Origin of the sequence: Kushneria indalinina DSM 14324 (assembly GCF_003385845.1) — a bacterium.
Taxonomy (GTDB): domain Bacteria; phylum Pseudomonadota; class Gammaproteobacteria; order Pseudomonadales; family Halomonadaceae; genus Kushneria; species Kushneria indalinina.
Map to the genome: position 1 here is coordinate 44,852 of NZ_QRDJ01000006.1, position 26,178 is coordinate 71,029.

Sequence of the window (26,178 nt, forward strand, 5' to 3'; positions counted from 1 at the left end):
CCCTGGGGTTAACGTCCGCGCGGGGCGAGGAACTGGCGCAGGCGAGGCGAGCGCGGGTGGGTCAGCACCTCCGCCGGGTTGCCCTGCTCCTCGACCATGCCCTGGTGGAGATAGACCACCTGATTGGAAACGTCGCGGGCAAAGTCCATCTCGTGGGTGACCACGATCATGGTGCGGCCCTCGTCGGCGAGCTCGCGCATGACCCTGAGCACATCGCCGACCAGCTCCGGGTCAAGTGCCGAGGTGGGCTCGTCAAAGAGCATGACTTCGGGTTCCATCGCCAGCGCCCGCGCGATGGCGCCGCGCTGCTGCTGACCGCCGGAGAGCTGGGCCGGATAGTAATGGGCCCGATCGGCAAGGCCGACTCGCTCCAGCAGCGCCATGCCCTGTTCCCGGGCGCGAGCCTTTGGAACACCGCGCACGTGGATGGGCGCCTCGATGACGTTGGCGATCAGTGTCATGTGGGCCCAGAGGTTGAAGCTCTGAAAGACCATCGACAGCCGCGTGCGGATACGCTCGAGCTGGCCCCGGTCAGCCGGTTCGCGCCCGTGGCGGGTCTGGCGAAAGCTGATCGGCTCGCCGTGGACGGTAATCTCGCCGCTGTCCGGGCGCTCGAGCAGGTTCATGCAGCGCAAAAAGGTGCTCTTGCCCGAACCGGAGGCACCAATGAGGGTGATGACATCGCCCTTTCTGGCTTCCAGCGAGATGCCCTTGAGTACTTCATTGTCGCCAAAGCGTTTATGGATGTCGCTGACGATCAGCGGAATGGAGGCGTCGGCCAAGGCACTCTCCTGAAGGTTGTCATTCGTGGTATGAAATCATGCGACAGGCCGTTTTTGATGCGGCGACCCGAGGTGTTTGGCGGCGCATGTTAACAGGCCCGACCGGCGTGCGCCCGTCCGATGGGATCATTGGCTTTCGGGCAAGGCCTGCGTCACGGGCCGGGCCAGCAAAAGGGCACGCGCCCCACGTTCGACACGGGCATTGGGGAACACGATATGGGCCGGAGTCCCTTCCACGATCCACTCGCCGTGCGCGCCATCAATCGCCAGACGGCTGCCCGGGGCGAATTCAGTAAAGTTGGCGATATCCTCGGCAAAACAGAGGCGGAAGTCATCGCTTTCGCGCATGATTTCATCGGTGACCTCAAAGCGCACCAGCGTGGCACTGCCCGGGGCGCTGACCGTGGCGCCGGCGATGCGCGCGCGCAGCAGGTCCAGCATCGGCGCGAGCGGTTCCAGGTCGTTGCCGCCAAAGGGGGCCACGCGCCCCAGTTCCAGCGTAAAGCTCATGGCGCCGTGATAGTGGCGCGTGTAGTGCGAAAAGGTCCAGCTGTGCTGATGCTGGGAGAGCCCTGCCTGAATGCCGGCATCGGCCAGCTGCCGCCAGAGGTTATCCGGCGTGGGTGTGTCGCTGAAGGGCTCGACGGCAAAGCGGGGATAGCGACTGTCGCGGATGGCGGTATGCATGTCCAGATGCAGCACCGGCCCGGAGACCTCTGCCATGAACTGATCGACGGCCTGCATCAGCTCCCGGGCGCGCTGGCACTCGAAGCGCTCGTCATCGCGCAGCAGGGTGTCACGGCGAAAGAGCCGATTGAGGTTGGTATCGACATGGCGCTTGCCGGCCATGATGGCGCGCCGATTGCCCAGCATCAGCAGGGTCGGGGCGCCCACGCGCAGCTGTCCGGCATCAAGTGCCGCCACAAGCTCACCGAGGAGCTCGATCGGGGCGGTCTCGTTGCCGTGGATGCCGGCGGAAATGATGGTGGCCTCGGCGTCGGGCGCGGTCGCCCCGGGCATCAGCGCCAGCACCCCCGGGGCATGCTCGGTCACCGAGATCCCTGGCAATGCGTCACGATTCGACCAGACTGTCAGCTCATCGGCCTCAATGAAATCAGCAAAGTAATCGCTCAGCGACATGTTCGCCCCCCGTCTTTTGTGGTCTGCATCGTGTAGTGTACGTCAAAGGCGCCGTCTCAATGCGTGACACCGGGGGTGGTGGCGACAATTTCGGAGAATGACCATGGATGCCCGGCTGGAGCAGCAGACCCTTAAACGCTCGATCTTGGCGACCCTGTGTGTGTCGCTGCTGGGGATCGTTTTTGGTCTGATCTCGGGGTCGGAGTCCATCCTGTTTGATGGCATGTTCTCGGCGATCGATTCGGTCATGTCGGCGCTGTCGCTTTTTGTGGCCCGTCTGGCCATGCGCGAGAGCAGCGACCGGTTTCAGCACGGCTTCTGGCATCTGGAGCCGCTGGTGGCGGCGCTCAACGGCGCCATCCTGACGCTGTTGTGTCTCTACGCCTTTCTCAACGCCGTGCAGGGCATCATCAAGGGCGGTCATGCGCTCGATTTTGGCCCGGCGCTGGGCTATGCCGTGGTGGTGACCGTGATCTGTCTTGCCATGTATCGCATGGAGCGGCGCGTCAACGCCCGTATCGATTCGGTCTTCATTCGCATCGATGCCCAGAGCTGGCTGATGGCCGGGCTGATCACCTCGACGCTGATCGTGGCCTTCACGCTGTCGCTGATCATCGAGCAGACGGTCTGGGCCTTCTACACGCCCTATGTGGATGTGGTGTTGCTGGCGATCCTGACCCTGTGCTTTCTGCCCGTGCCCATCGGCATCGTGGTGCGGGCGATGAAGGAGGTGCTCTTGATCGCCCCACGCGAGCTGGATCAGCAGGTCCATGAGGTGATGGCAACGATCATGCAGCGTGAGGGGTTTCGGCACTACTACAGTCATGTGGCCCGCACCGGACGCGGCCACTTTATCGAGATTCACATCCTGACCACGCCCGAATTTGCCGCACGCGAAGGCGTGGCGAGTCTGGATGAAATACGCGCCCGGATTGGCGCGGCGCTGGACATTGATCCGCAGAATCGCTGGTTCACGGTCTGCTTTACGGCCGATGAGCGCTGGATGTAATCCGGATACTCAGGCACGGCGTGGCCTTCACGTCACAACGAAGGCGTCAGACACGAACGCCTGAAAGGAGTCACGTTGATGAGAGAACGAGGCAGAACGCGCCGAATGCTGGGCATGGGCGCTCGCACCGGGGGCGCCGTGTTGCGCTCGCGCATGGGCCGTGACGCCGGCTGGGACGTGCTCGGCGAGCAGCTCTTCAACGAGTTGTCCGAGCTCAAGGGGCCGGCCATGAAGCTGGCCCAGATCATGGCGCAATGGGATGACCTGCTGCCGCCGGCGCTGGCCGAACAGCTGGCCCGGCTGCAGCGCCAGGCCCAGCCCATGCCGTGGGACGAGATCCGCCGCACCCTGGTGGAGCAGTTCGGCGACCTTGAGGTCGCCTTCGCCGAGATCGAGACCATCCCCTTTGCCAGCGCCTCCATGGGCCAGGTACACCGCGCCACCACCCATGACGGCGAGACCCTGGTGCTCAAGGTGCAGTATCCGGGCCTGGATCGCGTGCTGGAGCAGGACCTGGTACAGGTACGCCGCATGATGCGTCTGATGCGCTGGATGAAGGTGCCCCAGGCGCGCCTGGATGCCATGTTCGACGAGTTTGCCGACAGCCTGCGCAAGGAGCTCGACTACCAGGCCGAGTTCGAGGCACTTACGCGCTACCGGGAACGCTACGCCGATAATGACGGCCTGCGCTTTCCCGAGCCGCTGGCGGCGTATTCCGGTGATCGGGTGCTGGCCATGCGCTATCTGCCGGGCATTCCCATGCGCGAGGCCGAAACGCTGGACGATACCGTGCGACAAAGGCTGGCGGCCAATCTGGGCGACTGGCTCACCGAGGAGCTCTTTACCCATCGGGAGCTGCACGCCGACCCCCATGCCGGCAACTTCGCCACTGATGATGAAGGGCGGCTGATCGTCTATGACCTGGGGGCGGTGATCAGCGTGCCCGAAGCGCGGCTGCGCTCGATGATGCGACTGCTGGGCGCGGCGATCGAGGATGACCCGATGGGCATGGACGAGGCGCTGCGCTCGATGGGCGGACGTCAGGGGGAGGGCGCGCCGCTGGCGCTGTATCGCGAATCTGCCGCGGCCATGCGACCGCTGTTCGAACCCGGCGAACAGGATTTCAGCGACGCGCGCATTCACTATCGTCTGCGCGAAATCAGCCCGAAGGTCTGGTCGGCGATGGACCGGCTGCAGCCGCCGGCCGACACCATGCTGCTGTCACGCACGCTCAACGGCCACTACTGGAACATGGTGCGGCTCAAGGCGCGGCTGGACATGCATGCCCGCACCCGGCCGCTGCTGGCCTGGGCGCGAGAGGGAAAGTGACGCCCGGGTCGCGTCATTAACCGCCCGATACCAGCTTGAGCCCGACCACCGAGGCAATGATCAGGGCAATAAAGCCCAGTCGGATCGGGCTTTTCGACTCACCCCAGAAGAACATGCCCAGCAGGGCACTGGCGACCGTACCGATGGCGGTGAAGACGGCGTAGGCGATCCCCAGGCTGATCTCGCGCATGGCAAAGGAGATAAACCCCAGCGACAGCCCGAAGCCGACCACCAGCATGGCAAGGCCCCGCTGGCGCGAACCGCGGTTGAATTTTTCGATGCCGGTCACGCCGACCACTTCGAAAAGCCCCGAGACGATCAATGCGAGCCAGTACATGTTGCCTCCTTGTCGCTGTCGCTGGAAGAACCGCTGGAGGGGCCGCTGGAAGAGTAGAGCTTGAGCCCGATCACGCCCACCAGCAGGGTAATGACCAGCATCAGCGTCAGGATATTGAACGGCGCGCCCAGAAAGAGGATGTCCACCGCCACGGTACCCATGGCGCCCAGACCCACAAACACGGTGTAGACCGTGGTGGTCGGCAGGGTACGGGCCATCCACGTGGCCAGTCCCAGACTCAGGGTGACCAGCGCCAGGGTGGCCAGCCACTCCACAGCGCCCTGGGCGTACTTGGCGCCCAGCGCCCAGCCAATCTCACAAAGCGTGGCCGGCAGCATCAGCCACCATTTTGATGCCATTGAAAACCTCTCTTCTGCGAGGGAGTAACCTGCAGGGTTGTTAAGCTAACGATCGTTAGTTAGTCTAGTCCTGTCCGCACGTTGCAGCAACCCCCGGACACATCACTTAAAGGGGCATTGTCATTAATACCGAAACGCGTATCAGGGAAGCCGGCCTCAGGCTTTTTGCCGAACAGGGCTACGAGGCCACGCCGCTGTCGGCCATTGCGCGGGAAGTGGGCATTCGAACGCCGTCGCTGTATAACCACTTCGTCAGCAAGGAGGCGCTCTTTCTGACGCTGGTGGAAGAGGTCGAGGCGCAGATGCTCGAGGTCATTGAGCACAGTCTTGCCGGTGAGGAAAGCGTCGAGCATCGCCTTCAGGCCTTATTGCACGCCTGTAGCGACTTCATCTTTGATTCGGGCAAGGGGGTGTTCTACAAGCGCTTTTTGCTGTTTCCGCCGCCCTCGCTTGCCACATCGCTCAAGCAGATCAGCCGCGACAGCGAGACCGCCATCGACGCGCTGCTGAAACGGGCCTTTCAGGAGGGCATCGCGCAGGGTGTGCTACGCGATGATCTTGCTGAAGCCGATTTTATTGCCATGACCTACTGCGTTATTGACGGGCTTTTCAGCGAGAGCTTCCTTTATGATCGCCAGACCTTTGACCAGCGTCTGAACAGTATCTGGCGCGTCTTTCGGGTCGGTATTCTCGCCAACCGATGAGCAACGCCAGCATCGGGAACGGTTTACGAGACCGAGTGCGAGACCGTCATCAGCGCCTGCGTATCGAAGCCGTTGGCCTGAGCGATCTGATACATTCGGTCCAGCATGACCTGGCCCACGTCAGGGGTGCGCGCCAGCAGCCACAGATAGTGATGATTGGGGCCGGCCACGATGGCATGCTCATACGCATCATCAAGCCAGAGGATGTTGTAGCCGGCGTAAAACGGGCCGAAAAAGGCCACGCGCAGCCGGCCGATTTCCGGGCCCTCTTCAAAGTACGCCTTGCCTTCGGCCTCATCCCACTCGTTGTCATCCGGGTTGAAGCCACGATTGGTGACCGCCACGCCGCCATCATCGCGCATCGCGTAGTGCGCCGTGACCTGTGTCAGGCCCCGCTCGAAGCTGTGATCCAGTCGCGCGATTTCATGCCACAGGCCCAGGTAGCGATCCAGCTCGAAACCTTCCACGGCCCGGCATCCCGTCGGGACGCCCGTTTCACCGCCCATGGCGCTCGCCAGACTTCCCAGTAACCCCTTCAGATCGGCCATATCAGGCATGTCATGCTCCCGCCGGTAAAATTGATGTGGCATTGGTTCGAATCACCTCAAGTCTAGCCATTACCGGCCGATGTTGTGCATGAGTCGCGCCGTTACGGTGCAAGGAAATGGGCACGAGGCCCGCAGGGAGAGAGACATGGCGTCGCAGGCAGGCTGGACGGATATGACACCGGAGGAGCACACCGCTTCTCAACATAACGTGAAAGCGACACAGCGTGGTCGTGCCGGGTTCAGTCTTGGCAACTGGACGCTGAAAAAGAAGATGTTCGCCATTCTGGCCCTGATGTGGGTCGGGCTGCTGGTGCTGGTGACCAGCATGGCATGGAACGCCCGCAACATGATGTTTGACGAGCGCGAACGGGGGCTGGAGGCGACCGTCGGAATTGCCGAAACCGTGTTTCATCGGTATCAGGAGCGGGCCAGTGCGGGCGAATTTACCCAGCTCGAGGCCCGGTCACGCGCGCTGGATGCGCTGGGCGGCATGCGCTTTGGCGATGACCGTCAGAACTATATCTTTGCCTTTGATGACAGTGCTCGGGTGCTTTATCACCCCCGTCGTGAGAAGGGTGAAGACATGTCTGGTTATACCGATCCCAATGGCGTTGCTGTCTATGGTGAGCTTTTGAAAAAGGCGCTGGCCAGCGGTAGCGGGTTTGTGAACTACGACTCCCGTGCTGCCAACGGTGAAGAGCTGTTGCCCAAGCTGGGCTATGTCGAGCGCTTTGCGCCCTGGCAGATCAACCTGGCCGCCGGAGTCTATACCGACGATATCCGAAGCGCCTTCATGGTCAAGCTCCTGCAGTACATCGGTCTGCTGGCGGCCGTCGGTGCGGCCCTGACCGTGGCGTTTTTGCTGGTCATTCGCAGCATCTACCGCGGTCTGGGCGGCGAGCCTGCCTATGCCATCGAGTGTGTGCGTGAAATCTCGGACGGCCGGCTGGGCACACGTCTTGACCTGCGCAGCGGTGATCAGAACAGCCTTCTCTACCATATCGAGCACATGCGCGCCGAGCTTGGCGACACGATTGCCAACATCCGCCAGGCCAGCGAGTCGATCGATGTCGGTGCGCGTGAAATTGCCGCCGGCAACAATGACCTGTCTGCCCGTACCGAGCAGCAGGCGGCGTCGCTTGAAGAAACGGCCGCCAGCATGGAAGAGCTGACGGCCACCGTACGTCAGAACGCCGACAACGCCGCCCAGGCCACCCGTCTTTCCCAGACGGCCTGCAGCGAGATGGACGGCGGCCGTGAGGTCATCAAGCGTGTGGTGTCGACCATGGGCGAGATTCGCGAAAGCTCCAGCAAGATCAGCGAAATCATCACCATGATCGACAGCATCGCCTTTCAGACCAATCTGTTGGCACTCAACGCTGCCGTTGAAGCGGCGCGTGCCGGTGAGCAGGGTCGTGGCTTTGCGGTGGTGGCCGGTGAGGTTCGCCAGCTCGCCAGTCGCTCGGCGACCGCTGCCAGCGATATCAAGGCACTGATCGAGCGCTCGGTGACCCAGGTTGCCAGCGGTACCACCCTGGTGGATGAAGCCGATAACACCATGGCGACCATTACCCAGAGCTCGCGTCGGGTCAACGACCTGATGGCCGAGATCGCCGCGGCCTCCAAGGAGCAGACCAGCGGTATCGAGCAGGTCAATCAGGCCGTCAGCCAGATGGATCAGGTGACCCAGCAAAATGCGGCGCTGGTCGAGGAAGCCGCGGCGGCTGCCTCGTCGCTGGAAGAGCAGTCCGGGCGCCTGTATCAGTCGGTGGTTCGCTTCAGGATCTGACCCGTACGGGCATGACAGCAGGGCCGCATCACTGTCGTGATGCGGCCCTGCTTTTTATGGCACCTTTTCATGGCGTCATGACAGCGGTGGCGCTGTTATGACGGCAGCCGATCAGCCGGCCTTGATCGCCTCGGCGATGGCCTCACCCAGCTCACTGGTGGTGCCCTTGCCGCCCAGATCCGGCGTCAGTGGCGTATTCTCCGGGCCCGCTGCCAGCACGCGCTCGATGGCATCCACCACCGCCTTGCCGGCATCGATATGGCCCAGATGCTCCAGCATCATCGCCGCCGACCAGATCTGACCGATCGGGTTGGCAATGCCCTGGCCTGCGATATCCGGTGCGCTGCCGTGGACCGGCTCGAAAAGACTCGGGAAGTGACCTTCGGGGTTGATGTTGGCCGACGGCGCCACGCCGATGGTGCCGGTGCAGGCCGGGCCCAGATCGGAGAGGATATCGCCAAAGAGGTTGCTGGCCACGACCACGTCAAACCAGTCCGGGTGCAGCACGAAATTGGCCGTCAGGATATCGATGTGAAACTTGTCCACGCTGATGTCCGAATAACCTTTGGCCATCTCCGCCACGCGCTCGTCCCAGTAGGGCATGGTGATCGAGATGCCGTTGGACTTGGTGGCAGACGTCAGCTTTTTGCGCGGGCGGGTCATGGCGAGATCAAAGGCAAACTTCAGCACGCGATCGATGCCGGTGCGGGTCATGACCGTGTCCTGAATCACCACCTCGCGGTCGGTGCCTTCAAACATCCTGCCGCCAACGCTTGAGTACTCGCCTTCGGTATTTTCCCGCACCACGTAGAAATCGATATCGCCGGGCTTGCGATTTGCCAGCGGGCTTTTGATGCCGGGCATCAGCTTGCATGGGCGCAGATTGACGTACTGATCAAAGGAGCGGCGAAACTGCAATAGCGAGCCCCACAGCGAAATGTGGTCCGGTACGCGCTCGGGCATGCCGACGGCGCCGAAAAAGATCGCATCCATGCCGCCCAGCTGGTCACGCCAGTCATCGGGCATCATTTTGCCGTGGCGATCAAAATAGTCGCAGCTGGCAAAGTCGAAATCGGTGAACTTGAGATCCAGATCAAAGCGCCGGGCGGCGGCTTCCAGGGCGCGTACGCCCTCGGGCATGACTTCATTGCCGATACCGTCGCCGGGGATGACTGCAATGTGATGGCTCATGAGATTCTCCTTGTGATATTCAGCTTGTGAGGTTCAGGCAGCGCCCGCAGGGGCGTTAAAAAAGGTCAGCGTCTCGTCGATGATCTCGTCGGGACACTCTTCGGGCAGGTAGTGACCGCAGGGCAGGGCGCGACCGCTGACGTCACTGGCGCACGCCTGCCACAGCGCCATCGGGTCAAACAGTTTTTCGATCACGCCATGCTGGCCCCAGAGCACCCTGAGGGGACAGTGAATGCGCCGGCCGGCGTCACGATCAAGACGATCATGTTCCAGATCGATGGTGCTGGAGGCGCGGTAGTCCTCGCACATGCCATGGGCCGTGCCCGGCAGCATCATCGCCTCGCGATAGGCCGCCAGGGCCTCGGCAGCAAAGGGCGCCAGCCCCGCATGGCGATTGCCCATCACTCCGTCGATCCAGGCGCGCGGATTGTTCTCGATCAGCCGCTCGGGCAGCGGTGCGGGCTGGATCAGCATGAACCAGTGAAAATAGGCGCTGGCGAAGGCGCGGTCGGTGCGCTCGTACATGTCCAGCGTCGGGGCAATATCGAGAAACATGGCGCGCTCGACCCGCTCCGGGTGATCCAGACACAGGCGATGCGCCACGCGGGCGCCGCGGTCATGGGCCAGCACGGCGAAACGTTCGAACCCCAGCGAACGCATCAGTGCCACCATGTCTTCGGCCATGACACGTTTGCTGTAGGCGACATGCTCGGCATCGCCCGGCGGCTTCGAGGAGTGACCGTAGCCGCGCAGATCCACCATGACGACATGGAAATGATCCTTCAGCGCCGGGGCGACCCGATGCCAGATCACATGCGTCTGCGGATGACCGTGCAGCAGCAGAAGCGGCGGGCCCTCGCCGCCGGCGCGTCCGTGGAGGGTGATGCCATTCACGTCCAGATCGAAGGTCTTGAACATCTCGAGCATGGAAAGCCCCTGCGTGGTGTCCGTCATGTTCATTACTCTAGAGGATCATCTGGCGTTTATAATCGCTCCATCACGCAATTGATTATTGAACACAGGTAGATAATCGACAGGGAGGGGGTCATGAAGGCCATCAGCGATCTGCACTTTTTTCAGGTACTGGCCCGTCACGAGTCGATGACGCAGGCCGCGCAGGCGCTGGGGCTGTCGCTGTCGGCGGTGAGCAAGCGGCTGGCGCAGCTGGAGAAACGCCTGGGCGTCCAGCTCATGCGACGTACCACGCGGCGCCTGGCGCTGACCGGCGAAGGCGAACGCTATCTACAGCGGGGCGCCTTTCTGTTGCAGGAGCTTGATGATCTGGAAGCGTCACTGGGTGCGCAGCGCCATGCCCTGTCCGGACAGCTGCGGGTCAATGCCACCTTCGGGTTTGGCCGCGCTCACGTGGCGCCGATGATCGAGCAGTTCACCCGCGAGCATCCGGAGGTGGAGGTGCTGCTGGATCTGAGCGACTATCCGCGTGATCTGCTGGCCCATGATCTGGATATCGGCATCATCGTGGGGCCACCGCCCGATTCCCGGCTGCGGGCCAGGCGGCTGCTGGCCAGTCAGCGCATTGCGTGTGCCGCGCCGGACTATCTTGAACGCGCGGGCTGGCCGACCACACCGGAGGCGCTGGCCCAGCACAACTGTCTGGTTGTGCGCGAGCGCGAAGCCGGCTTTGAGGACTGGCGCTTTATCAGGGACGGGCAGGAGCGACGTGTGCGGGTCAGCGGCACGATGAGCAGCAATGACGGGGAGAGCGTGACGCGCTGGGCCATGGCCGGCCACGGCATCATCTATCGCTCCTGGTGGCAGGTACAAAAGCCGCTGGCGCAGGGCACGCTCAAGAGAGTGTTGCCCGGGTTTGAGACGCCACGCATGGATTTCATGGCGGTACATCGCCAGCAGCGCTTTATTCCGGAACGGATCGCCCGGTTTATCGATGCCATGACCACCGGGCTTGCCGAGCGACTCCCGCCGCTGCCCGGGCGGGAGGCGGACTAGAAGTGCGGATACCCGCATGAATCAGCTGTTCAGACGCTCCATCTCGCTGCGGTACTCCTGCCCCAGACGCGTTTTCTCGTCGTCTTCAAACTTCTGGCCGGCGGAGATGAAAAACTGCTGCTCTTCATCTTCAAAGTGATGCAGCGCCATGTCCTGAAGCTTTTTGGCATAGCCCAGCCAGGCCGGCGAGCTGAAATCGGTGCTTTCCATCTGCTCGATGACTTCATCCATTTCGTGGTGCTCGGCAATGCCGTGGCGAGATTTGCCGATGCCGTTGTCATAAGCCATCAGCGGGTTGTAGAAATAGCGCTCCTCGGCGGTTTCATGCGTTTGCAGGGCTTTTTTGACGCGCTCGAAAAGCTCTTCGCGGCCGTCGCTGTCACCGTGGGTCTTGACCAGCAGATCCAGCAGCGTGCGCTGGGTGTCGTGGTCCTTGCGGATCTCTTCAAAAATGGTGCTCATGGGGTGACTCCTCAGTCAAACGGTCGGCATGTCAGGTCGTTATCGCGGCAGTCAGGGTGCCGGGCATCGTGTTTTATAATCCATATTATCCGCTGTCAGCGATGCCGCCTGCAGTGTAGTTCCCGGCGCTTCGGAATGCCCGCCCCCGTGCAGCTCTGATAAACTTCGTCGGCTATAATGCGCGCATGGTGTCGAGTCCTTCGACACGTTTGCGTAACCAGGTTTGTCAGGTGCAGCTGTCGGCCCTTTTGCAGGCCAGCACCAGGAGGAATGGCTTGAACATTTTGATGTTCACCAACACCTATAGCCCGATCGTGGGGGGTGTCAGCGAATCCGTGCAGCGATTCGTTGAATGTTTCAGGGCGTCCGGTCACCGGGTACTGGTCGTGGCGCCCACGCTCAATGGCCAGCCCGAGACGGAGACCGATGTCATCCGCGTGCCTGCCATGCAGCGCTTTAACGGCAGTGATTTTTCCCTGCCGGTGACGATACCCGGCTCGCTCGATGACGCCATCCGGGCGTTCGCACCCGATATCGTGCACTCCAATCACCCCTTTCTGCTGGGGGATACGGCGGTGCGCGTCGCCCAGGGGCGCGGGCTGCCGCTGGTGTTTACCCATCACACGCTCTATGAGCACTACACCCATTATGTACCGGGCAACTCGCCGGTCATGCAGCGCTTTGCGCTGGCACTGTCCAACGGCTACTCCGAACTCTGTGACACCGTGATCGCGCCCAGTGACAGCATCCGCACCATTTTGCGCGAACGCGGGGTTCAGACCGCGCTGGAGGTAGTGCCCAGCGGCGTGGATATCGAGCGTTTTGCCGAGGGTAACCGCGCGCACTGGCGCGAGCACTTTGGCATTGCCGAGCATGCCCATATCGTTGGTCATATCGGGCGACTGGCGCAGGAGAAAAATCTGCCGTTTCTTACCCGCAGCGTCTGTCGGGCGTTGAGCGAGCATCCCGACATGCACTTCATGGTGGTCGGCGACGGCGATGAGCGTGATGCGATACTGACCCAGGCCCATCAGATGGGCGTGGGTGATCGGGTCCATCTGACCGGTGTGCTCAAGGAGCAATCGCTGATCGATGCCTATCACGCCATGGACAGTTTCGCCTTTGCCTCCTTCAGTGAAACCCAGGGTATGGTCGTGGTCGAGGCGATGGCGGCCGGGCTGCCGGTGGTGGCCCTCGATGCCACCGGCGTGCGCGAGGTGCTTTCCCACGAGCGCAACGGTCTGTTGCTGCCGGAACAGGACGAGCAGGCATTTGCCCGGGCGCTGGGAAGGCTTTCGGACTCGACGTACTGCCAGAGCCTGCGGGAGGGGGCGATTGCCACGGCGAAGGACTTTGATACCTGCAAGTGCGCCGATCAGTGTCTGGCGGTCTATCAGGGGCTATTGGCAGCGCACCGGACACGGGTGTCGCAGTCGGACAGCGATCAGACGACCTGGGAGCAGGCCCGGGGGCGTCTCGAGGCGGAGTGGAATCTTTTGTGTCACCGCGGCACGGTGCTGCGCCGCGTCTTTGGTGGCTCAAAGCGGGTGGCGCCGCGCATGCGCCCGGCCCCACCCACCGGCCAGCGGGTGCCGCTGGTCGAGGGCAGTCTGACCCCGATGAGTCGCGGGCATGATCTGCGCCCCAGTGCCAGCACCTCGATCACCCCCGATGAGGTCACCCTGATGCAGCTCAGGGATGATCTCGAGAGCAACGTGTCGCACGCCAACGGCGACAAGTCCTGATAGCGCGGCACCGGCAGTGCTCAGATGCGCTGTCGGTGTCGTGAGACCCACCGGAAAAAAAGCCCCAGCACGACCACGCCCACCACCGCCACAACCAGCCAGACAAGATCGTCCAGACTGCGCGATCGGATCAGCTCGCCCAGCCGGCTGCCGGCCACTGTGACGGCTGCCAGTCCCGGCACGATGCCGATGACCGACCCGATCATGTAAATCCCGTAAGGCATCCGACAGGCGCCGGCGATCATGTTGGTAAAGGTGAAGGGGGCCAGCGGCAGCAGGTTGAAAACGATCATGGTGCGAATGCCGTGGCGCGAGACGCTACCGGCCAGACGCTGAATGCGATCACCGCCGTAGCGGGTCAGCAGTTCCCGGCCCAGTCCCCGCCCCAGCAGCCAGGTGGCCGTGGAGGCCATCATGGTGCCCAGCAGCGCATAGAAAAGCCCCCACCAGGGGCCGTAGATCAGACCGGTGGCCCCGACCAGAATCGTCAGCGGAAACATGATCAGGCTGCCGATCGTATAGGTCAGCATCAACGCCGGTGGCGCCCACCAGGATTCACGCAGCCGCATGGTCTCGCCCAGCCACTGCTCAAGCTTCTCGGGCGTGATGGCATCGCCCATGGCAAGCCATTGCCAGAAGCCGGCCAGTGCTCCCATGAGCACAATCACAATAATGACAAGCCACACACGCCTGGTCATGACAACGTCGTCCGCAGCCGATAAGGGCCACGAGTCTAGTCAGGCCGTGCCAGGGCATCAACCGATGTTGTCATCATAATGTCAGGATCGTGTGGCAGGGCGGGTGCGTGATGGCGCAATCGGCACAGTTGCCGCTGGTGATAACCGGCCATGCCGCGTCAAGGGATCTGACGGTGGCATGCCTTTCGGCATGCCATCGGAGGCGAAGCGGTGGCTGTTTGGCAGGGGCTCAGCGCCCGACGCTGACCAGCGAGCGTCCGTGGCGCGGCGTCTCAAAGGCATGCTCGATCGGCGCGCGCTCAAACAGATAGGCATCCATGGCCAGCGCCTGATGCGAGACGACGGCATTAAAGCGCTGCGGCTCGCGGCTGTCGCCTGCGCCCAGCGCCACGAACAGGGGCAGCAGGTGCTCCTCGGTGGGGTGGGCGCGCACCGCGCCCGGTGCCCAGCGGCGATACTCCAGCAGCGTGGCGTCATCGCGCGAAGCCATCCGGTGGCTGATCCAGCTCTGGAAGGCGTCTACATAGCCCGAAACGCCCTCCTCGGGACCGCGGGTATCGCTCAGGTTATGGGTGATGCTGCCCGAGCAGATCAAAAGCGTATCGTCTTCCAGCGCCTGCGCCAGCCGGCGGCCCAGGCGGTAGTGCCAGTCTGGGTCATGACGGACGCTGATGGACATGCCGACCACGGGAATATCGGCCTCGGGATAAAGATGGCGCAGCGGTACCCACATGCCATGATCCAGCCCCTGCCCGGGGTCGATCCAGGACTGCAGGCCGGCGGCGCTCAGCCGGCAGGCGATTTCACGCGCCAGCTGCGGGTGGCCGGGTGCCGGATAGTCAAGTGCATAAAGCGATTCCGGGAAGCCGCTGAAGTCATGCATCGTTGCCGGCTGCTGGCTGCCTGTCAGGCGAGTGGGGAAGCTCGACCAGTGTGCCGACACCACCACGATGCGCGCCGGACGCTCGAGATGACTGGTCAGCGCGAGCCAGGCGCTGGCGCTCTCTCCCTGATGCAGCGCTTCCATGGGGGAACCGTGAGAAATGAACAGAACCTGTGCCATGTCATGGACTCCGGTCGTTGAAGGGTCAGCGCTGTTGGACAAGGCGAGAGAGGGTCAGCCGGCCGTCATCCAGCAGGCTCAGCGCCAGTGCCGTGACAGCGAGAAATACCGGATATTCCCAGCCGCCGTCAGGGGCGGTGAACATCCAGCCATTGGCCAGGTGCGGCATGCTGGCGCCGATCAGTTCAGCGGCCAGGATCAACGCTACCCAGCGTACCCGAACGCCCAGAATCAAGAGCGCCCCGCCGACCAGCTCGAGTCCGGTGATGGGCCATGCCATCCAGGCCGGCAGCCCGATCGAGGCGAAAAACTCCCCGGTGCCTGCCAGAGTCCAGACCAGCAGCTTGGTCAGGCCGTGAGCGATGAACATGGTGCCCAGCGCCAGACGCAGCAGCAGGGTGGCAATATCGTGACCTGCGATGCGGGTGCTGGCAGAAGCCGCGACACTAGAGGTGGTTTGCATAAGCGCATTCTCCGAAATGTTTGAATGCGCGCAGTTTGATTGCTTCCTCGTGCAGGATAAACATGCTAATCAGAGAGTATTGGTTTTCAATTCGGAAACAATCATGGATACGGTAGCAGCCCTCAGGGTCTTTATGGAGGTGGCGCAGCAGGGCGCCTTTATCGGTGCCGCCGAGCGTTTGTCGATGTCGCGCTCCTCGGTCAGCAAGCATGTGGCCTTTCTGGAGCAGCGCTTCGGGGCGCGGCTGATCAACCGCACCACCCGACGGTTGAGCCTGACGGATGCCGGGCGGGAGGTGCTCGCGCGCGGGGAAACCATCGTGCGCGAGCTGGCAACGCTTGAAGGTGAACTGCAAAACGATCAGGCCCTGCCGACCGGCCGGCTTCGTATCAGCGCGCCGCACGCCTTTGGCATTCGCTATCTGGGGCCGATTCTGGCCCGCTATCGCAGGGATTTCCCCGCCGTGACGCTTGAGCTGGTGCTCAGCGACCGCCAGGTGGACCTGGTCGAGGAGGGCTTTGACATGGCGCTTCGCATCGGTGCGCTGGAGGATTCCAGCCTGGTGGCGCGCCGCATCGGTGACGTTCATCTAACGCTGTGTGCCTCGCCCGACTATCTGGCGCGCGCGGGCGCACCGCAGCACCCCTGGGAGCTGTCATCGCATCAGGGACTGCACTATCGCTACGCCCGTCACGGTCAGCGCTGGCATTTCAAACGGGGCGCCAACCACCACAGCGGTACACCCCAGGCCGGCGTGACGGCCAACAGCGGGGAAGTGCTGCGGGACATGGCCATTGCCGGCATGGGCATCACGTTACAGCCCGACTTTCTGCTTCATGAGGCGCTGGCCAGCGGGCAGCTGGTGCGTGTCCTGCCGGATTATGATCACGATGTTCTGGGGCTTTACTGCGTGTATGCCCATCGCGATCAGGTGACCCCCAGGCTTCGCAGCATGATCGATCATCTGCGTCAGTGGTTTGAGGACCATCCGCTGTCCCGGTAATGGTTCCGGTCAGCTCGAAGGCCTGGCGACGTCGTTGTGATCGGATTTCAGAGTGTGGAGGCGTTCCAGCGGGTTCTGGTCGAAGTAGCGCACTAGCAGGGCGTAAAGGTCGGGCCAGACGCCCTCGAGCAGATCCGGGGCACTGAAAAAATACTCGCAGCACACGGCAAAGAACTCGCTGGGGTGTGTGGCCGCGTACTCGTCAATGGCCGGTACTTCGCCGCGCTCGAGCGTGTCCTGCAGGGCACACCAGGCGCGCATGAAGGTGTCGTACCACGTTTTTGGATCAATGTGGGCCGGCAGGGCGGGCTGGCCATCGACGGCCATGTTGCCGGTCATGTCGAGCTTGTGGGCAAACTCGTGAATGATGACATTGAAGCCCTGCCAGTCGCCCGAGCGCTCGATATCCTCCAGCGACAGCACGACCGGGCCGCCCCAGGAGGTTTCCCCGGCGCGCTCATCGTCAAACTCGTGCATGACACCAAAGTCATCAAGCTCCTGCACGTGGCGACGAAAGGCGCCGGGCACCACGATGATCTCGCGGGTGTCCCCCAGCGCCTCGAGTGCCTGACGGTCCGACCAGCCCAGGCCCATCAGCGCGATCTGCGCGGCCATCTCAAGGTGGGCCTCGATGGACCACTCGACCTCGCGGGGCAGTGACAGGCGAAGCTCAAAAAGCACGCGCCAGCTGCGCATCCCCAGGCGCGCCAGCAGGGTCTCCGACAGCCCGGCCAGCAGCGGCAGGGTGGTGCAGACGTTGCGCCATGCCGCATCGGGTAACGGGTAGCGCGCCTGCCAACGCTGCCATTTCTGCTCCTGCCACCATCCCATGGTCCCCTCGCAGACAGCCTGTTGATCGTTATGATGATAATAGTCGTGATGATAGAAGAGGAACGCTCCAGGGATCATTGCAACGTTGAGAAGATCCCGCGCTGGACGTGTTGCCCCATGAAAAAGGGCCTCCCAAAGGGAGGCCCGAGACGCGATGGCGTATCCGTCAGGCTAACATCAGGTGGGCGTCCAACCGCGGCCTTTCATGCAGTCGTCATAGGTCTGATCGTTGTCGGCCTTGTTTTCCATGACCTGGCAATCGGCCTGGTCGGAGTGCAGCTGCTGCGAGGTGCCATCCGGCTTTTGCCAGTCAGGTCCACCGGCGCAGCCGCCGAGCCACAGTGTCGTGAGGGCAAGGGTCGCCCCGGTCATTAACGTCTTTTTCATCATCGCCTCCTGCTGATGGGAGAATTGGCAGGCATGCCTGCCAATCCTTGCAAAAGATTAGAACAATGGCGTGCAAAAACAACGTAAAGTTTACAACCATTTGTCTCAATAGGAATCAGGGTTGGCGCCCGACTTCCATGACCAGTCACGCCAGCGCAGATCAAAGAGGTCCTTGCGCCGGTCCTTCAGGTTGGTCACCGAACCCTCGCTTCTGACCACGCGCAGGCGCGTCAGGTCGAGATCGGAGAACATCACCATCTCGGTATTGGGCGTGGTTTCGGACATGACGGCGTCATGCGGGAAGGCGAAGTCCGAGGGTGAAAAGACCGAGGACTGGGCGTACTGGATATCCAGGTTCTCGATCGAGGGCACATTGCCGACGCTGCCGCAGGCGACCACGTAACACTCGTTTTCGATCGCGCGGGCCTGGCTGCAGTGGCGCACACGCAGGTAGCTGTTTTTGGTGTCGGTCCAGAACGGCACGAACAGGATATCCATCTCCTGCTCGGCCAGCAGGCGCGGCAGCTCGGGGAATTCGACGTCATAGCAGATCAGGATGCCCACGCGTCCGGCATCGGTCTCGAATACCCGCAGCTCGTCGCCGCCTTCAACCACCCAGTCGCGGCGCTCCTGCGGGGTAATGTGCAGCTTGGCCTGACGCTCGATATTGCCGTCACGATGACAGAGATAGGAGACGTTATAGAGCTTGCCCTCGCTGTCTTCCTCCATCATCGACCCGGCGATGATGTTGATGTTGTAGGAGATCGCCATGCGCGAGATTTCGGTCTTGAAACGCTCGGTAAAGCCGGCCAGAAAATGGATGGCCTTGATCTGATCGGACTGATCGGTCAGCCCCATCAGCGGCGTGTTGAAAAGCTCGGGAAAGACGGCGAAGTCGCTCTGGTAGTCGGCCATGGCATCGACATAGAACTCGACCTGCTGCAGCACCTGCTCGACCGAGGCGAACTCGCGCATCTGCCACTGAACGGCGCCCACTCGTACCTGGGTCTTGCGCGACTCCAGCACGCGTGCCACCGGCTCATAGAGAATATTGTTCCACTCAAGCAGGGTGGCATAGCCCTGTGAGCGCTCATCCTCGGGCAGGTACTTCTTCAAAAGCCGCTTGACCAGGAAGTCGTTGGCCAGCTGGAAGGAGAGAATCGGGTCGTAGATCTCCTTGCGCGACACCTGGTCGATGTACTGCGTCGGCGACAGTTCGGCGGCATGCTCGAAATAGTTGGGAATGCGCCCGCCGGCCAGGATGGCGCGCAGGTTCATGGAGCGACACAGGTCCTTGCGCGCTTCATACAGGCGCCGGCCCAGGCGGTAGCCGCGGTAGGCCGGGTCGATCAGCACATCAAGGCCGTACAGGGCATCGCCCTTGGCGTTGTTGAGAATGATCTCGCGATTGCCGATCAGATCATCGTACTTGTGCGGGTTGGAGAAGGTTTCATAGTCGACCAGTACGGTCAGGGCGACGCCCACAATGCGGCCTTCATCCTCGATCACAATCTGGCCGTCGGGAAATTCGGCGATCAGGCGATCAATGGTGTGCTTTTCCCAGGCCCCGCCAATGTCGTTGTAGACGACATCCATCAGCACCTTGAGTTTGGCGTAATCCTCGACTTCAAGATTGCGCAGATTGAGGTGTAGATCATCGATCGACATGGCGATCCTTGCTCCAGAAAACGTCGGTCACGGTAGCGGCCAGTCTAGCATGGGGCGGCCGAAGTACCTGAAAGGGATATCCAGCACGTGATGCAAAGCCCGGGGCGGCTCCAGGGCAGGCGTTTGTGATAGAGTGCGCGCGCCCTTTTGAACGGGGCCAAAACCATCCCGGTCCGCTGTGGTCGGGCCTCACTCTCTGCCTGTGGTTGCTGCGTCAATGAATGCCATTGTCATCTCCATTCTTGTCATGGTCGGCCTGAGCCTTGCGCGCGTGCCGGTCGTGGCGGCCCTGATCGTGGCCGCGCTGTCCGGTGGTCTCTATAGCGGTCTGTCCGTCCACGAGGTGCTTGACGCCTTCAATGACGGCATCGGCGACGGTGCCGGTATCGCGCTCTCCTATGCCTCGCTGGGTGCCTTTGCCGTGGCGCTGGCGCGCTCGGGGATTACCGAAGGCGTGGCGCGACGCTTTATCAGCGCTCTTGACGGTGAGCGCACGCGACCGGAAACGCTCAAGGTGCTGCTGATTCTGGCGCTGCTGGCAGCGGCGGTGTGTTCGCAGAATCTGGTGCCGGTCCACATCGCCTTTATCCCGATCGTGGTGATTCCGCTGCTGCCGGTGTTCAACCGCTTGAAGCTCGACCGGCGGCTGGTGGCCTGCGTGATCACCTTCGGTATTACCGCGCCCTATATGCTGCTGCCGGTGGGCTTTGGCGCCATCTTTCTCAACGATATTCTTTTGGCCAATATCAATTCAGCCGGTGAGGCCGCAGGGCTCGAGATTACCGCCGGCCAGGTGCCGCTGGCCATGGCCCTGCCCATTTCGGGCATGCTGGTGGGGCTTCTGGTGGCCGTGTTTGTCACCTACCGCGGCCCGCGTCGCTATGAGGATCGCGCCGTGGCCCATCAGGCCGATGCGGCGGCGCCCGAGAGCGGCACCGACCAGGGCGATGCCCGCGCCCGGCTCAAACCCTGGCAGTGGGGCGCGCTGGTGGTGTCGATTGCCGCCACGCTTACCGTACAGCTGTGGCTGGATTCCATGGTGCTGGGCGCGCTGGCAGGCTTTGTGGTGCTCTCGCTGGGCGGCGTGTTTCGCTGGCGCGAGCAGGATGGCGTGTTCACCGAGGGCATGCGGCTGATGGCGACCATCGGCTTTATCATGATCACGGCGGCAGGGTTTGCCAGCGTCATGCAGGCCACCGGCGAGATTGATGCGCTGGTACAGAGCGCTCACACCTTTGGCAGCAGCCAGGCACTGGCCGCCCTGATCATGCTGCTGGTCGGGCTTTTCATCACCATGGGGATTGGCTCGTCGTTTTCGACCATTCCGATCATCGCCTCGCTCTACGTACCGCTGGCGCTGAGTTTCGGGTTCTCGCCCATGGCGACGGTAGCGCTGGTGGGCACGGCCGCGGCGCTAGGTGATGCCGGCTCGCCGGCCTCGGACTCCACCCTGGGGCCAACCTCGGGGCTGGCCGCCGACGGTCAGCACGATCATATTCGCGACTCGGTGATCCCGACCTTTGTGCACTACAACCTGCCGCTGATGGCCTTTGGCTGGATCGCCGCCATGATCCTCTGAGTCCGGCGGGCAGCGCTGTCTGAAGACGTAACGTCTGTGCAGTGCGCCCTGACTGCTATAGTGGGGTGTACTGCGACAGCGCGGCTGTCGATCACGCAACGGATAAGGAGGAAGCATGGCACGCATCATGTACGATCTTTGTGGTGAAGATACGGCGCTGCGATTTTCTCCATTTTGCTGGCGCGCGGCGCTGGCCATGCGCCACAAGGGGCTGACGCTGGAAACCCGGCCCTGGCATTTCACCGACACTCAGGACATTGCCTTTTCCGGTCAGGGAAAGGTGCCGGTCATTGTTGATGAAGATGACGAAGTCGTCACCGACAGCTTCGACATCATGACCTGGCTGGATCAGAAATATCCCGGACCTGCGCTGTTCGGTGATGACATGGCGCGCTCGCGGGCCCGCTTTATCAAGCACTGGTCGGAGACGACACTGGCCCCGGCGCTGATGAAAATCGCCATTGTGGATGTGTTTTCGATCATCGATCCAAAGGATCAGTCGTACTTCCGGGAAAGCCGGGAAGCGCGCTTTGGCATGACCCTGGAAGAGTTTCAGGACACCGAGCAGGGCCTTGAGATGCTGGAAAAGGCGCTGCCGCCGCTGCGTGCCCAGCTTGAAGGCTCATCCTTCATTGATGGTGATCATCCGGCGGGTGCCGACTACCTGGTATTCGGGATGTTCATGCTGGCGTATGTGGTCCATGACGGCGCGCTGCTCAAGTCCGACGACCCGGTGGCGCAGTGGCACGAACGCATGCTGGATCTGTTCGGCGGGCTTGCCCGTAACGCACCGCGCGCTGCTTCACGCTGATCCAGGCGTTCAGGACAGGCAGGGGCTCCCTTATGGGGGCCCTTTTTTATGGTCTTTTGTTCATGACATTTTGTCGATGTCACGTCAGCGTAGGGCAAGAACGTCCTGCAAACAGCTGTGGCAAGACAAGTGCCCGGGTCCAGGGTTGCCCACTCAAGCGGCTAATCAAAATAGGGTTCCAATACACTCTCAAGCCAGATCATGAAAGCCCGGACGCGTGGGGAAAGGTTGCGCCGATGCGCGACCACGAGCGATGCCGCCAGCGGTTCGGGGCGTAGATCGGGCAGAACCTCTACCAGGTCGCCGCTTTCAATGTGGTGCGCAAGGGCCAGATAACCGGCCTGAATCAGCCCAACCCCTGCCAGGCCCGCCGCATGATAGGTCTGCACGTTATTGACCTGCATTGCCCCAGGCAGTGCCAGTGATGCATAGCCATTATCCTGCGGATATTCCCACCCATCACATCGGGCGCCGAGGGTCGGCGTGTAGTGAACCATCCGGTGCCCCTGGCTGAGCAGATCATCGAGTGTTTGCGGTAGGCCATGCCTTGCCAGGTAGCCGGGGCTCGCCGCGTTCATCATTCTCAACCTGCCCAGCGAGCGGGCGATCAGCCTGTCGTCAACGATGGGCCCGATACGGATGACACAATCGAACCCTTCCTGAACGAGATCGACCCGGCGATCCGTGCTGGACAGTTCAAGCGCCAGCTCGGGGTTCGCCTCGAGCAGTTGCGGCAGCGCGGGAATCACGACGGTCTTTGCCAATTCGGTCGGCATATCGACGCGTAGTCTCCCCCGCAGAGGGGTATCGCTGCTGGCGAACATGGACTGCATGTCCTCAGCGTCGGCCAGTAGATCACATGCGCGTTCATGGAAAGCACGACCGTCTTCGGTCAATTGCACGCTGCGTGTTGTTCTATGCAAAAGGGCCGTGCCCATCTCTCGCTCAAGCCCACGAATCACCGTCGACACCCGTCCCTTCTGGATGCCCAGACTTTCCGCCGCACGGGTGAAACTCAACATTTCCGCCACGCGGACAAAAATCAAAAGGGCCTGGAGATTGGGCATTGTTCACCCTACAGATAACAGAGCGTTCAGATCGGGATGATTTATAGCGCATTTTGGACTCAGTAGAGTATTCCATGTCGCCCACGCCTCCATAAAGGAATACCCATGAACGCCGCTACACTTCCTGTCCAAACGGTCATCGTTTATCACTCAGGCTTTGGCCACACCACGCGCATGGCGGCGGCCGTCGCCGACGGTGCAGGCACGGGGGCTGTATTGGTGGCCATCGACCCCGAGGGCAATATTGCCGACGATGCATGGCCATCCCTCGCGGGTGCTGATGCCATTGTCTTCGGCTCGCCGACCTATATGGGCGGCCCCAGCTGGCAGTTCAAAAAATTCGCGGATGCCTCCTCCAGACCCTGGTTTGCAGGCACCTGGCACAACAAGATCTTTGGCGGCTTCACCAACAGCGCGAGCATCAATGGCGACAAGCTCAACACGCTTGAGTATTTCGTCCTGCTGTCCGGGCAGCACGCCGGGATATGGGTTGGCCTGGATATCAAACCGGCGAACGTCAAGGCGTCGAAACGCGACGACCTGAATCGTATGGGTGCCTATATCGCGCCCATGGCGCAGACACCTGCCGATGCGTCGCCGGAAGAGATGTCCCCGGGTGATCTGGAAACGGCTCGCCTGTATGGCGCGCGGGTCGCATTGATCGCCGGGCAGTTTCGAGCCGGGAAGTCTCAGCCCCTCTGAGCTCACTTCGGGCCGGCGATGTCGGCCCGGCGTCATGCTGATGTTTGAACCTGCGACTCTGAAGGAGGCGCCATGAAATACAATCGACTGGGCCGTACGGGCCTGTATGTCTCCGAGCTGTGCCTGGGCACGATGACGCTGGGCGGCAATGCCGACGCGGGCATGTGGGCGGCCATCGGGGCGGTGGATCAGGCTGAGGCCAACGGTTTGATTGCCCGGGCGTTGGAGCAGGGAATCAACTTTATCGACACCGCCGATATTTACTCTTTCGGTCAGTCCGAGCGTATCCTGGGTCAGGCAATGAGAGACCTCGGCGTGGTGCGCAGCGACGTTGTGCTGGCGACCAGGACGGGAGGTGTCATGGGGCCCGGACCCAATGATCAGGGGGCATCGCGCGGTCATATCATGGATTCCATTCAGCGAAGCCTGGAGCGCCTTCAGGTCGACCATATCGACCTTTACCAGATTCACGCCAGCGACCCCGTCACCCCAATAGAGGAAACACTGCGGGCGCTGGATGATCTGACGCGTCAGGGGCTGGTCCGCCATGTCGGCGTCTCGAACTGGCACGCGGGCAGGATCGGCAAGGCGCTGGGGCTGAGTGCCGCGCTCAATGCCACACGCTTTGAAACGCTTCAGGCCTATTACTCGATTGCAGGACGGGATATAGAGCGCGAACTGGTGCCCCTCGTTATCGAAGAGCAGATGGGGCTGCTTGTCTGGTCGCCGCTTGCCGGTGGATTACTCTCGGGGAAGTTCGGCCCGGGAGCATCGACTGAGGAGGGGGCCCGGCGCAGTACTTTCGACTTTCCACCCGTGGATCTGAATCAGGCCTGGCCCTGCATCGCAGAAATACGCGCCATTGGCGATGCGCGCGGTATGTCCGTTGCCAGAGTGGCGCTGGCCTGGTTGCTTTCCAGATCCCATGTCACCAGCGTCATCATCGGCGCCAAAAGGATGGATCAGCTCGACGATAACCTGGGGGCGGTCGATGTCGTGCTTACGGACGAGGAGCTGGCGCGGCTGGAGGTTGTAAGTGCCTTGCCGCCCTGTTACCCCGGCTGGATGGTGGAGCACCAGAATGCCAGCCGGCGAGCTGTACCTTCCTGAACAATCCGGGCCTTGAAAGGTTTTTGGCAAGTGCTTCGAAGGGCTGGCACGTCCGCTTTAAAATACGCGAACACCTTCGCCCCTAATGCTGAGGCCTGGAAGGTGACTTTGCCGGACGTTTACGATGTCACGGCTTCTCGGCGGCGTCGACAAGCGCCCGAAGTGCGCCCTGCAACAGCGACAGCTCCTTGCGGGTGGGTGAGGAGCGCTGATAGAAGTTCTGCAGTCGTTCCAGCGTCTGGGCATGGGGCTGGTTGAGAAAACCGGCGTCTTCCAGTGCCGTGGCCAGTGACTGCTGGAAATGCTGCATCTGCTCACGACTTGGTGGCAGGTCCTTTTGGCGGCGGCTCTCCTGTCTGGCAGCATCCCCCTGAACCGGCTGGCGATGTCGAAAGGCGCGATACAGCTCGTGAGCGCAGACCTGAACGGCCTGAGAAAGGTTGAGAATCGGGTAGTCCGGGTTGGCCGGCAGGCTCAACTGATGAGTGCAGCAGGCGATCTCCTCGTTGGTCAGCCCCGAGCGTTCGCGGCCAAACACCAGTGCCACCGGCATGTCCTCGGCCAGCGCCATCAGCTCACGGGCCATCTCGTCACCCTCCTCGAACTGTGGCAGGGCCAGATTGCGCAGGCGGGCAGACAGGCCCACCACCGCGCCACAGTCCGCGACGGCCTCTTCGAGACTTTCCACTACTCGAGCCTGTTCCAGCAGCGCCTCGCCACCGGCGGCCATGCGGGTGGCTTCCTCATCCGGAAACCGGCGCGGATTGACCAGCACCAGCCGTTCAAGCCCCATGGTGTGCATCGCACGCGCCGCCGCCCCGATGTTGCCCGGATGCCATGTCTGCACCAGCACAATGCGAACGTTATCCAGCGTCGAGCGCGGTTCAGTCATGGTGTGCTCCCGAGTTCGCAAACGCTTTCAGGGCGTCGCCTTCGAGACGATAGGAGAGCCACTCCTTGCGGGGCTGCGCGCCGATGGCGTCGTAAAAGTCGATCGCGGGCTGATTCCAGTCCAGCACCTGCCAGTCAAAGCGCGGGCAGTGATTGTCCACGGCGATGCGGGCGAGTGCCTGCATGAGTGCCCGTCCGGCGCCCTGGCCTCTGGCACTTGAGGTCACAAACACATCCTCAACGTAGAGGCCGCGATGGCCCAGCCAGGTCGAATAGTTGAAGAAATAGACGGCAACGCCGACCGGCTGATCATCCTGCAGCGCCATCAGGGCGTAGGCATGCGGACGGTCACCGAAAAGCGTTGCGCGAATCATCGATTCATTAGCTTTCATCTCGTGCTCGGCACGCTCATAGATGGCCAGTTCGGTAATAAAACGCACGATGTCGGGGGCGTCATCGGGGACGGCAGCACGGATGGAAATTGTCATGATAGCGGGCACATACGAAGGTCATGGATAAGTGCGCAAAGCCTATCATGGACA

28 protein-coding genes are annotated in these 26,178 nt (G+C 62.1%); 11 read left to right on the top strand and 17 right to left on the bottom strand.

From position 1 onward, the window contains the following. Nucleotides 1-8: 8 nt before the first annotated feature. Entirely contained in the window at nucleotides 9-782 is a 774-nt protein-coding gene (locus C8D72_RS00225) for an ABC transporter ATP-binding protein (protein WP_115852430.1), read from the bottom strand. Between the two features lie 126 nt (nucleotides 783-908). Further along, nucleotides 909-1,922, bottom strand: a complete 1,014-nt coding sequence (locus C8D72_RS00230) for a succinylglutamate desuccinylase (protein ID WP_115852431.1) — start codon at nucleotides 1,920-1,922, stop codon at nucleotides 909-911. A gap of 103 nt (nucleotides 1,923-2,025) precedes the next feature. On the opposite strand from C8D72_RS00230, the gene C8D72_RS00235 reads away from it, so the two are divergent. Further along, nucleotides 2,026-2,931: a cation diffusion facilitator family transporter gene (locus C8D72_RS00235; protein ID WP_115853548.1), complete on the top strand. Its 906-nt coding sequence runs from the start codon at nucleotides 2,026-2,028 to the stop codon at nucleotides 2,929-2,931. A gap of 78 nt (nucleotides 2,932-3,009) precedes the next feature. Beyond that, nucleotides 3,010-4,260: an ABC1 kinase family protein gene (locus C8D72_RS00240; RefSeq protein WP_115852432.1), complete on the top strand. Its 1,251-nt coding sequence runs from the start codon at nucleotides 3,010-3,012 to the stop codon at nucleotides 4,258-4,260. A gap of 16 nt (nucleotides 4,261-4,276) precedes the next feature. Here C8D72_RS00240 and C8D72_RS00245 read toward each other — a convergent pair whose 3' ends face one another. Continuing rightward, on the bottom strand, nucleotides 4,277-4,597 hold the full coding sequence (locus C8D72_RS00245) for a DMT family transporter (RefSeq protein WP_115852433.1): 321 nt from the start codon (nucleotides 4,595-4,597) through the stop codon (nucleotides 4,277-4,279). Continuing rightward, a complete protein-coding gene (locus tag C8D72_RS00250; protein WP_115852434.1) occupies nucleotides 4,579-4,956 on the bottom strand; it encodes a DMT family transporter in 378 nt (125 codons plus the stop codon). The genes C8D72_RS00245 and C8D72_RS00250 overlap by 19 nt, the downstream gene beginning before the upstream one ends. 140 nt (nucleotides 4,957-5,096) lie before the next feature. Between C8D72_RS00250 and C8D72_RS00255 the strand changes: the two genes are divergently transcribed. Further along, a complete protein-coding gene (locus C8D72_RS00255; RefSeq protein WP_281271604.1) occupies nucleotides 5,097-5,660 on the top strand; it encodes a TetR/AcrR family transcriptional regulator in 564 nt (187 codons plus the stop codon). Nucleotides 5,661-5,683: 23 nt separating this feature from the next. On the opposite strand, the gene C8D72_RS00260 is transcribed toward C8D72_RS00255, so the two are convergent. Beyond that, entirely contained in the window at nucleotides 5,684-6,217 is a 534-nt protein-coding gene (locus tag C8D72_RS00260; RefSeq protein WP_245955098.1) for a lipocalin family protein, read from the bottom strand. A 136-nt stretch (nucleotides 6,218-6,353) separates the two neighbouring features. On the opposite strand from C8D72_RS00260, the gene C8D72_RS00265 reads away from it, so the two are divergent. Then, entirely contained in the window at nucleotides 6,354-7,997 is a 1,644-nt protein-coding gene (locus C8D72_RS00265) for a methyl-accepting chemotaxis protein (protein ID WP_281271594.1), read from the top strand. Nucleotides 7,998-8,108: 111 nt separating this feature from the next. Here C8D72_RS00265 and C8D72_RS00270 read toward each other — a convergent pair whose 3' ends face one another. Both C8D72_RS00270 and C8D72_RS00275 read right to left on the bottom strand, forming a co-directional pair. Next, on the bottom strand, nucleotides 8,109-9,188 hold the full coding sequence (locus C8D72_RS00270) for a tartrate dehydrogenase (protein WP_115852436.1): 1,080 nt from the start codon (nucleotides 9,186-9,188) through the stop codon (nucleotides 8,109-8,111). A gap of 33 nt (nucleotides 9,189-9,221) precedes the next feature. Continuing rightward, entirely contained in the window at nucleotides 9,222-10,142 is a 921-nt protein-coding gene (locus C8D72_RS00275) for an alpha/beta fold hydrolase (RefSeq protein ID WP_245955099.1), read from the bottom strand. 93 nt (nucleotides 10,143-10,235) lie between these two features. Between C8D72_RS00275 and C8D72_RS00280 the strand changes: the two genes are divergently transcribed. Continuing rightward, a complete protein-coding gene (locus C8D72_RS00280) occupies nucleotides 10,236-11,156 on the top strand; it encodes a LysR family transcriptional regulator (protein ID WP_115852437.1) in 921 nt (306 codons plus the stop codon). Nucleotides 11,157-11,177: 21 nt separating this feature from the next. Here the strand turns inward: C8D72_RS00280 and C8D72_RS00285 are convergent, their stop codons facing one another. Next, the gene (locus tag C8D72_RS00285) at nucleotides 11,178-11,618 is read right to left on the bottom strand and encodes a hemerythrin domain-containing protein (RefSeq protein ID WP_115852438.1); all 441 of its coding nucleotides are present in this window, start codon (nucleotides 11,616-11,618) and stop codon (nucleotides 11,178-11,180) included. Nucleotides 11,619-11,893: 275 nt separating this feature from the next. Here C8D72_RS00285 and C8D72_RS00290 point away from each other — a divergent pair, with 275 nt between their 5' ends. Continuing rightward, on the top strand, nucleotides 11,894-13,363 hold the full coding sequence (locus C8D72_RS00290; protein WP_115852439.1) for a glycosyltransferase: 1,470 nt from the start codon (nucleotides 11,894-11,896) through the stop codon (nucleotides 13,361-13,363). 20 nt (nucleotides 13,364-13,383) lie between these two features. Here C8D72_RS00290 and C8D72_RS00295 read toward each other — a convergent pair whose 3' ends face one another. The 3 genes from C8D72_RS00295 to C8D72_RS00305 all read right to left on the bottom strand — a co-directional run bounded on the left by C8D72_RS00295 (nucleotide 13,384) and on the right by C8D72_RS00305 (nucleotide 15,587). Next, entirely contained in the window at nucleotides 13,384-14,061 is a 678-nt protein-coding gene (locus tag C8D72_RS00295; RefSeq protein ID WP_115852440.1) for a TVP38/TMEM64 family protein, read from the bottom strand. A gap of 229 nt (nucleotides 14,062-14,290) precedes the next feature. Beyond that, nucleotides 14,291-15,124, bottom strand: a complete 834-nt coding sequence (locus C8D72_RS00300) for a DODA-type extradiol aromatic ring-opening family dioxygenase (RefSeq protein WP_115852441.1) — start codon at nucleotides 15,122-15,124, stop codon at nucleotides 14,291-14,293. Nucleotides 15,125-15,149: 25 nt separating this feature from the next. Then, complete coding sequence (locus C8D72_RS00305) at nucleotides 15,150-15,587, bottom strand: DoxX family protein (RefSeq protein ID WP_115853552.1); 438 nt, start codon at nucleotides 15,585-15,587, stop codon at nucleotides 15,150-15,152. 103 nt (nucleotides 15,588-15,690) lie between these two features. Between C8D72_RS00305 and C8D72_RS00310 the strand changes: the two genes are divergently transcribed. Continuing rightward, the gene (locus C8D72_RS00310; protein ID WP_170140446.1) at nucleotides 15,691-16,590 is read left to right on the top strand and encodes a LysR family transcriptional regulator; all 900 of its coding nucleotides are present in this window, start codon (nucleotides 15,691-15,693) and stop codon (nucleotides 16,588-16,590) included. A 9-nt stretch (nucleotides 16,591-16,599) separates the two neighbouring features. Here C8D72_RS00310 and C8D72_RS00315 read toward each other — a convergent pair whose 3' ends face one another. From C8D72_RS00315 to C8D72_RS00325, 3 genes are all read right to left on the bottom strand, one after another. Beyond that, nucleotides 16,600-17,421, bottom strand: a complete 822-nt coding sequence (locus C8D72_RS00315) for a M90 family metallopeptidase (RefSeq protein WP_115853553.1) — start codon at nucleotides 17,419-17,421, stop codon at nucleotides 16,600-16,602. 177 nt (nucleotides 17,422-17,598) lie between these two features. Then, nucleotides 17,599-17,808 carry a hypothetical protein gene (locus tag C8D72_RS00320; protein ID WP_115852443.1) on the bottom strand — a complete coding sequence of 70 codons (210 nt, stop codon included), beginning with the start codon at nucleotides 17,806-17,808 and terminating at the stop codon, nucleotides 17,599-17,601. Between the two features lie 105 nt (nucleotides 17,809-17,913). Continuing rightward, nucleotides 17,914-19,476 (bottom strand): bifunctional GNAT family N-acetyltransferase/carbon-nitrogen hydrolase family protein, encoded by a 1,563-nt coding sequence (locus C8D72_RS00325; protein ID WP_115852444.1) that lies wholly within the window; start codon nucleotides 19,474-19,476, stop codon nucleotides 17,914-17,916. A 217-nt stretch (nucleotides 19,477-19,693) separates the two neighbouring features. On the opposite strand from C8D72_RS00325, the gene C8D72_RS00330 reads away from it, so the two are divergent. Next, entirely contained in the window at nucleotides 19,694-21,055 is a 1,362-nt protein-coding gene (locus tag C8D72_RS00330) for a Na+/H+ antiporter family protein (protein ID WP_115852445.1), read from the top strand. A 115-nt stretch (nucleotides 21,056-21,170) separates the two neighbouring features. After that, nucleotides 21,171-21,866, top strand: coding sequence for a glutathione S-transferase N-terminal domain-containing protein (locus C8D72_RS00335; RefSeq protein WP_115852446.1), 696 nt, complete (start codon nucleotides 21,171-21,173; stop codon nucleotides 21,864-21,866). Nucleotides 21,867-22,027: 161 nt separating this feature from the next. Here C8D72_RS00335 and C8D72_RS00340 read toward each other — a convergent pair whose 3' ends face one another. Then, nucleotides 22,028-22,933, bottom strand: a complete 906-nt coding sequence (locus C8D72_RS00340; protein WP_115852447.1) for a LysR family transcriptional regulator — start codon at nucleotides 22,931-22,933, stop codon at nucleotides 22,028-22,030. Nucleotides 22,934-23,038: 105 nt separating this feature from the next. Between C8D72_RS00340 and C8D72_RS00345 the strand changes: the two genes are divergently transcribed. Continuing rightward, nucleotides 23,039-23,635 (top strand): flavodoxin family protein, encoded by a 597-nt coding sequence (locus C8D72_RS00345; protein ID WP_115852448.1) that lies wholly within the window; start codon nucleotides 23,039-23,041, stop codon nucleotides 23,633-23,635. A gap of 72 nt (nucleotides 23,636-23,707) precedes the next feature. Further along, nucleotides 23,708-24,745, top strand: coding sequence for an aldo/keto reductase (locus C8D72_RS00350; RefSeq protein WP_115852449.1), 1,038 nt, complete (start codon nucleotides 23,708-23,710; stop codon nucleotides 24,743-24,745). Nucleotides 24,746-24,872: 127 nt separating this feature from the next. Here the strand turns inward: C8D72_RS00350 and C8D72_RS00355 are convergent, their stop codons facing one another. Together C8D72_RS00355 and C8D72_RS00360 are read right to left on the bottom strand one after the other, a co-directional pair. Then, nucleotides 24,873-25,637, bottom strand: coding sequence for an RNA methyltransferase (locus tag C8D72_RS00355; RefSeq protein ID WP_115852450.1), 765 nt, complete (start codon nucleotides 25,635-25,637; stop codon nucleotides 24,873-24,875). Further along, nucleotides 25,630-26,124 carry a GNAT family N-acetyltransferase gene (locus C8D72_RS00360; RefSeq protein ID WP_115852451.1) on the bottom strand — a complete coding sequence of 165 codons (495 nt, stop codon included), beginning with the start codon at nucleotides 26,122-26,124 and terminating at the stop codon, nucleotides 25,630-25,632. Before C8D72_RS00360 ends, C8D72_RS00355 begins: the two co-directional genes overlap by 8 nt. Nucleotides 26,125-26,178: the final 54 nt, after the last annotated feature.

Excerpts from the sequence above, each read along its gene's own strand:
- C8D72_RS00300 (WP_115852441.1), bottom strand. The coding sequence starts at position 15,124 with ATGGCACAGGTTCTGTTCATTTCTCACGGTTCCCCCATGGAAGCGCTG.
- C8D72_RS00250 (WP_115852434.1), bottom strand. The coding sequence starts at position 4,956 with ATGGCATCAAAATGGTGGCTGATGCTGCCGGCCACGCTTTGTGAGATT.
- C8D72_RS00345 (WP_115852448.1), top strand. The coding sequence starts at position 23,039 with ATGAACGCCGCTACACTTCCTGTCCAAACGGTCATCGTTTATCACTCA.
- C8D72_RS00240 (WP_115852432.1), top strand. The coding sequence starts at position 3,010 with ATGAGAGAACGAGGCAGAACGCGCCGAATGCTGGGCATGGGCGCTCGC.
- C8D72_RS00260 (WP_245955098.1), bottom strand. The coding sequence starts at position 6,217 with ATGCCTGATATGGCCGATCTGAAGGGGTTACTGGGAAGTCTGGCGAGC.
- C8D72_RS00265 (WP_281271594.1), top strand. The coding sequence starts at position 6,354 with ATGGCGTCGCAGGCAGGCTGGACGGATATGACACCGGAGGAGCACACC.
- C8D72_RS00310 (WP_170140446.1), top strand. The coding sequence starts at position 15,691 with ATGGATACGGTAGCAGCCCTCAGGGTCTTTATGGAGGTGGCGCAGCAG.
- C8D72_RS00340 (WP_115852447.1), bottom strand. The coding sequence starts at position 22,933 with ATGCCCAATCTCCAGGCCCTTTTGATTTTTGTCCGCGTGGCGGAAATG.
- C8D72_RS00275 (WP_245955099.1), bottom strand. The coding sequence starts at position 10,142 with ATGACGGACACCACGCAGGGGCTTTCCATGCTCGAGATGTTCAAGACC.
- C8D72_RS00230 (WP_115852431.1), bottom strand. The coding sequence starts at position 1,922 with ATGTCGCTGAGCGATTACTTTGCTGATTTCATTGAGGCCGATGAGCTG.
- C8D72_RS00280 (WP_115852437.1), top strand. The coding sequence starts at position 10,236 with ATGAAGGCCATCAGCGATCTGCACTTTTTTCAGGTACTGGCCCGTCAC.
- C8D72_RS00360 (WP_115852451.1), bottom strand. The coding sequence starts at position 26,124 with ATGACAATTTCCATCCGTGCTGCCGTCCCCGATGACGCCCCCGACATC.
- C8D72_RS00245 (WP_115852433.1), bottom strand. The coding sequence starts at position 4,597 with ATGTACTGGCTCGCATTGATCGTCTCGGGGCTTTTCGAAGTGGTCGGC.
- C8D72_RS00305 (WP_115853552.1), bottom strand. The coding sequence starts at position 15,587 with ATGCAAACCACCTCTAGTGTCGCGGCTTCTGCCAGCACCCGCATCGCA.
- C8D72_RS00330 (WP_115852445.1), top strand. The coding sequence starts at position 19,694 with ATGAATGCCATTGTCATCTCCATTCTTGTCATGGTCGGCCTGAGCCTT.
- C8D72_RS00295 (WP_115852440.1), bottom strand. The coding sequence starts at position 14,061 with ATGACCAGGCGTGTGTGGCTTGTCATTATTGTGATTGTGCTCATGGGA.
- C8D72_RS00350 (WP_115852449.1), top strand. The coding sequence starts at position 23,708 with ATGAAATACAATCGACTGGGCCGTACGGGCCTGTATGTCTCCGAGCTG.
- C8D72_RS00270 (WP_115852436.1), bottom strand. The coding sequence starts at position 9,188 with ATGAGCCATCACATTGCAGTCATCCCCGGCGACGGTATCGGCAATGAA.
- C8D72_RS00355 (WP_115852450.1), bottom strand. The coding sequence starts at position 25,637 with ATGACTGAACCGCGCTCGACGCTGGATAACGTTCGCATTGTGCTGGTG.
- C8D72_RS00315 (WP_115853553.1), bottom strand. The coding sequence starts at position 17,421 with ATGGGATGGTGGCAGGAGCAGAAATGGCAGCGTTGGCAGGCGCGCTAC.
- C8D72_RS00285 (WP_115852438.1), bottom strand. The coding sequence starts at position 11,618 with ATGAGCACCATTTTTGAAGAGATCCGCAAGGACCACGACACCCAGCGC.
- C8D72_RS00335 (WP_115852446.1), top strand. The coding sequence starts at position 21,171 with ATGGCACGCATCATGTACGATCTTTGTGGTGAAGATACGGCGCTGCGA.
- C8D72_RS00320 (WP_115852443.1), bottom strand. The coding sequence starts at position 17,808 with ATGAAAAAGACGTTAATGACCGGGGCGACCCTTGCCCTCACGACACTG.
- C8D72_RS00325 (WP_115852444.1), bottom strand. The coding sequence starts at position 19,476 with ATGTCGATCGATGATCTACACCTCAATCTGCGCAATCTTGAAGTCGAG.
- C8D72_RS00235 (WP_115853548.1), top strand. The coding sequence starts at position 2,026 with ATGGATGCCCGGCTGGAGCAGCAGACCCTTAAACGCTCGATCTTGGCG.